The sequence below is a fragment of the Rhizobacter sp. genome (genome assembly GCF_031412075.1).
Lineage (GTDB): Bacteria > Pseudomonadota > Gammaproteobacteria > Burkholderiales > Burkholderiaceae_C > Rhizobacter.
In genome coordinates this window covers 1-4,342 of record NZ_JANOCG010000323.1, presented here as the reverse complement: position 1 = coordinate 4,342, position 4,342 = coordinate 1, and the positions used below count along the sequence as shown (strand labels likewise).

Below are 4,342 nucleotides of genomic sequence, written 5' to 3'. Positions count from 1 at the left end.
CCTTTTGCCAGCGAGAAGCTCAAGGAAGCGCGCTACGCTTTCAGCGACCAGGAGGTGAAGCCCTATTTCACCGAGACCAAGGTGCTGAGCGGGCTGTTCCGCATCATCGAGACGCTGTTCGAGGTGAGCATCCGCCCCGACACGGCCGAGGTGTGGCACCCCACGGTGCGCTTCTTCCGCATCGAGCGGGGCTCGCAACTGGTCGGCCAGTTCTACCTCGACCCCTATGCCCGCACCGGCAAGCGCCCCGGCGCCTGGATGGACGACGTGCGTGGCCGCTGGGCCCGCCCCGAGGGCGTGACACAAACGCCGGTGGCCCACCTGGTGTGCAACTTCACCCCACCGGCCGACGGCAAACCGGCGCTGCTGACGCACGACGAAGTCACCACCCTCTTCCACGAGTTTGGCCATGGCTTGCACCACATGCTCACGCAAGTGAACGACGTCGGCGTGGCCGGCATCTCCGGCGTGGAGTGGGACGCGGTGGAGCTGCCCAGTCAGTTCATGGAAAACTTCTGCTGGGAGTGGGAGGTGCTCAAGCACCTCACCGCCCACGTCGACACTGGCGAGCCCCTGCCGCGCGCGCTGTACGACAAGATGCTCGCCGCCAAGAACTTTCAAAGCGGGCTGCAAACACTGCGGCAGATCGAGTTCTCGCTGTTTGACATGCGCATCCATGCCGAACAAGGCAGCGAAGACCGCGTCCAGCAGATCGCCGACGAAGTGCGCGCTGAAGTGGCGGTGTTCACGCCACCAGCGTTCAACCGCTTCCAGCATTCGTTCTCGCACATTTTTGCCGGCGGTTATGCGGCCGGCTACTACAGCTACAAGTGGGCCGAGGTGCTGAGCGCCGACGCCTGGAGCGCGTTTGAAGAGACCAGCGCGCTCGACCCCGAGACGGGGCGCCGCTACCGAGAGGCCATCCTTGAAGCGGGCGGCAGCCGCCCGGCGATGGAAAGTTTCAAGGCCTTCCGAGGCCGAGAGCCACGAATTGACGCACTTTTGCGTCACCAGGGCATGGCCTGATGCCTAAAATTTGCACGGCTGTCAGCATCGGCCGTCTCCGGAGTACCTGAACATGACCCAACGCACACGCGCGCTTCTGAGCCTGGCCACATCGGTGGCTGCGGCATCGCTCTTCACCGCCCTGCCTGCCCACGCGCTCTACAAGGTGGTTGGGCCGGACGGCAAGATCACCTACACCGACCGGCCCGCGGTCAGCACTGAAAGCAAGGTACAGCAAGTCGGCAGCGGCGGCTCGGTCGCCAATGACGTGGCCATGCCCTACGAGGTGCGGCAGGCGGTGCAGCGTTTCCCTGTCACGCTGTATGTGGCACCCGACTGCTCACCGTGCGACTCGGGTCGGCAATACCTCCGCCAGCGTGGTGTGCCCTTCTCCGAAAAAATGGTGACCACCGCCGACGACAGCAACGCGCTGCAGCGGCTCACCGGTACCACCAGCCTGCCTGCGCTGACGGTCGGCGCCCAGATCATTCGCGGTTGGCAACGTGAAGATTGGGCCTCGTACCTCGACGCCGCCAGCTACCCCAAAGAGTCGCGCCTGCCGACGAACTTCCCGCAAGGCAAGGCCGAGCCGCTGACCGAGGCGCAGCAGGCGAAACCCGCCCCTGCGCGAACCCCTGCACCCACCGCGGCACCCGCGCCCGAGCCGGCACCGCCGCCCTCGGGCATCCGCTTCTGAGCCTCAGGCGCGGCCCACCCGCCGCGCCTGCCAGCTGCCCGCGCCCACCGCGGCGCCCATCAGCCAGAACAGCGTCGACGCGCCGATCGCCGCACCCACCGCACCAAACAACAGCGGCATCAACGCGCTGCTGGCGTTGATGGTCATGGAGCGCAACGCAATCGCCTCCCCATGCCGATCGCTTGGCGTGAGGTGGTGCAAGGTGCTCATGATCATCGGGTTGACGGCGCCGAGCGCCAGGCCCAATGAGGTGGCACAGACCGCCATCAGCCAGGCCGAGTGCACCCAGGGGTAGATGCTGAACACCAGCGCGGTGAGCAGCATCGCGCCCACCAGCACCTGGTGCTCGCGCAGGCGGTGCGACAAGAACGGGATGAGCACGCGCACCCCAGCCACCGCCGCCGCAAACGCGCCCAAGATGAGCCCGATCGCCGACGCACTGAAACCACGCTCGTGCCCGATCACCGGCACGAGGAAGGAGTGCAGGTCCCAACTCGACGACATCAAGAAGTTCACCAGCAGCAGGCGCTGCATGCCCGGCAGTGTCAAGAGCTCCCACGAGGCGCGTTTTGGGCCCGTCGAGATCACGGCCGTTGTCACTTCCACCGGCACCTGCCGCGACCACCAGAAGGTGGCGAGCGGCAGCAACGCCAGCGCCACGAACGCCCCTCGAAACCCCACCGCGTCGATCAAGGCGCCCGCCATCACGGGCCCCACCACATTCGACAGCGCGGGCGCCAGGCCCAGCCAGCTGAAGACGCGTGTGAGCCCTGCGCGATCACCTTCTGCCAGCCGCCCCGCCGTGCGCTGAATCGCGATCAGGCCGAAATTGGTGCCCACGCCACACAGGCAGGCGGCCAGGCACAGCAGCCCGAACTGCCACGCCACGAAACAGGTGGAAGCCACCGCGATCAGGCCGCCGAACACCGTCATGCCCACCGCCAGGTGCACCGGCAGGTGGTAGCCATGGCGATCGGCCATGCGCCCCGCATACAAGGAAGACACCACCGGCGCCGCCGCAAACAAGCCGAGCAACACGCCCACCGCCCAGGTCGGCTGGCCACTGTTCAAGGCCAGCAAGGGCCCCGCCACTCGCACGCCCGCCATGCACGAGTGCAGGCAGACCTGGCCCATGATCAAGGCCAGAAGGGGGCGCGAGAAACGGGCCATGTCAGACCGGCGCCCGGCCGCCCGAAGCCGGGCTGAGCCCCCTTGGGGGGCAGGAGCGAAGCGACGTGGGGGCTGCCATACCTCAGGTGTCGGGCTCCAGCAGGTCACCCGACGAACCATCGGACGGCAAAGGCAGCACCAGCTTGGCCTTCGCTTCAGGCAAGGCCTCGACCGAGCGCAACTCGCGCGACATCGCACGCGCCCTCACCTCGGCCTGCAAGATGTTGTTGCTGGCCTCGTCGAGCTTCTTCTTGGTCTTGGCCAGCACGTCGCCGAACTTGGCGAACTCGGTCTTGACAGCGCCCAGCACCTCCCACACTTCGACCGATCGTTTCTCAAGTGCCAGCGTGCGAAAGCCCATCTGCAAGCTGGTGAGCGTGGCGAGCAAGGTGGTCGGGCCGCACAACATCACGCGGTATTCGCGCTGCATCGACTCAACCAGCCCCGCACGGCGCAAGGCCTCGGCGTACAAGCCTTCGGTGGGCACGAAGAGAATGCCGAAGTCGGTGGTGTGCGGTGGCGCCACGTACTTGTCGCGAATGGTCTTGGCCTCCAGCCGCAGGCGTTGCTCGATCGCCTTGGCAGCCAGCTCGGCGCCGGGTGCGTCCGCGCGGTCGTGCGCGTCGAGCAGGCGGTCGTAGTCCTCGCGCGGAAACTTGGCGTCGATCGGCAGCCACAGCGGCACACCATCGGCGCGCTGGCCCGGCAGGCGGATCGCAAACTCCACCCGTGCGCCACTGCCCGGCACGGTCTCCACGTTCTTCGCGTATTGATCGGGCGTGAACACCTGTTCCAGCAGGCCGGCGAGCTGCACCTCGCCGAAGGTGCCGCGTGTCTTCACGTTATTCAACACACGGTTGAGCGAGCCCACGTCCTTGGCCAGCACCTGCATCTCGCCCAGGCCCGCATGCACCTTGTCGAGCCGGTCGGCCACCAGCTTGAAACTTTCACCCAGGCGCAGCTCCAGCGTGGCGTGCAACTTTTCATCGACCGTGGCGCGCATCTGCTCGAGCTTTTGTTCGTTGCCCTGCTGCAAGGTGGTGAGCCGCTGCTCGACGGCGGTGCGCACATCGCCGAGGCGGCGCTCGTTGGCCTCGGAGAGCGCGCGTAACTGCTCTGCAATGGCCTGCTGCATGGCCGCCAGCTGCGTGCGAAAGCCGTCGATCTGCTCGCCCTGAAGGCGGGCCACGCCGGTTTGTGCGCCGGTCAGCGTCTGCTGAAAGTTGGCCAGCGTGCTGCCCAGCTCCTGGCGCGTGCCCTGCGCGCTGCGGCCCAGCTCGTCGCGCAGCTCACGTTCCAGCCTCTCGCTGGATGCGCGCATCTCTGTTTTCAGCGAGTCATCGACGGGCGGCCGGCGAAACACCAACCAGAGCAGCAGCAAGAGATTGAGAACGGCCAGCGCCGCAACGAACCACCACGGTGTTTGCATGCGGGTGATTCTCTCAGGGGGCAGGCCGCAAGACTTCGGGG

4 protein-coding genes are annotated in these 4,342 nt (G+C 66.6%); 2 read left to right on the top strand and 2 right to left on the bottom strand.

Going from position 1 to position 4,342, the window contains the following annotated elements:
• Both RMO40_RS11760 and RMO40_RS11755 read left to right on the top strand, forming a co-directional pair.
• Positions 1–1,026: M3 family metallopeptidase (locus tag RMO40_RS11760; RefSeq protein WP_309721018.1), on the top strand; the 1,026-nt coding region annotated here is incomplete at its 5' end.
• A 52-nt stretch (positions 1,027–1,078) separates the two neighbouring features.
• A complete protein-coding gene (locus RMO40_RS11755; RefSeq protein WP_309721016.1) occupies positions 1,079–1,702 on the top strand; it encodes a glutaredoxin family protein in 624 nt (207 codons plus the stop codon).
• A 3-nt stretch (positions 1,703–1,705) separates the two neighbouring features.
• Here the strand turns inward: RMO40_RS11755 and RMO40_RS11750 are convergent, their stop codons facing one another.
• Positions 1,706–2,872, bottom strand: coding sequence for an MFS transporter (locus RMO40_RS11750; RefSeq protein ID WP_309721013.1), 1,167 nt, complete (start codon positions 2,870–2,872; stop codon positions 1,706–1,708).
• Between the two features lie 82 nt (positions 2,873–2,954).
• Complete coding sequence (locus RMO40_RS11745; RefSeq protein ID WP_309721021.1) at positions 2,955–4,301, bottom strand: DNA recombination protein RmuC; 1,347 nt, start codon at positions 4,299–4,301, stop codon at positions 2,955–2,957.
• Positions 4,302–4,342: the final 41 nt, after the last annotated feature.